This window comes from Pseudoalteromonas sp. SK18, from assembly GCF_001974855.1.
Lineage (GTDB): Bacteria > Pseudomonadota > Gammaproteobacteria > Enterobacterales > Alteromonadaceae > Pseudoalteromonas.
In genome coordinates this window covers 1-600 of the sequence record NZ_MTQB01000067.1, presented here as the reverse complement: position 1 = coordinate 600, position 600 = coordinate 1, and the positions used below count along the sequence as shown (strand labels likewise).

The following is a 600-nucleotide window of genomic DNA, read 5'->3' as shown; positions in this document are numbered from 1 at the left end:
ATTATCAGGCGCTTCAAATAAGAAGCAAAATCGCAAATAGTGCACTCCATTTTCAGCATGCAAATTATACACACCTAAAAAGCCGACTGGCTCAAGCGCTAAGCCTGTTTCTTCAAGTAGCTCTCTGCTTGCGGCTTGTGCAAGAGTTTCGTTTTGTTCTAAATGACCAGCAGGTTGATTGTAACAAACCTGCTGTGTAAATTTATCGCGCTCTTTGACAAGTAAAAACTCATTTTGCTTTTTTACTATTGCCGCAACGGTTACATGCGGTTTATGCATCAAATGCACCTTTAATTACTTTGTATTCACCACAATTAATATCATCCAACGTATAGTTTCGGATACTGTAGCGAATAAGACGAAGTGTAGAGTGGCCAATATGGGCGGTCATTCGACGAACTTGTCTGTTTTTACCTTCATTAATTGTAATACTTAGCCAAGTGGTAGGGATTGCTTTTCGCTCGCGTACAGGGGGATTACGAGTCCAAATTGTAGGTTCATCAATTATTTTAACGTTAGCGGGGAGTGTAAGTCCGTCTTTAAGTTCTACGCCATTACATAAATCATTAATTGATTCACTCGTTGGTTCACCTTCAACTT

1 protein-coding gene and 1 pseudogene are annotated in these 600 nt (G+C 39.7%); both read right to left on the bottom strand.

Annotated elements, in window-relative coordinates:
- On the bottom strand, positions 1–279 hold a 279-nt coding region (locus BW139_RS18170; RefSeq protein WP_139336353.1), incomplete at its 3' end, for an NUDIX domain-containing protein.
- Positions 272–600, bottom strand: a pseudogene (locus BW139_RS18165) (pseudouridine synthase); the annotation flags it as partial. The pseudogene BW139_RS18165 and the gene BW139_RS18170, both read right to left, overlap by 8 nt.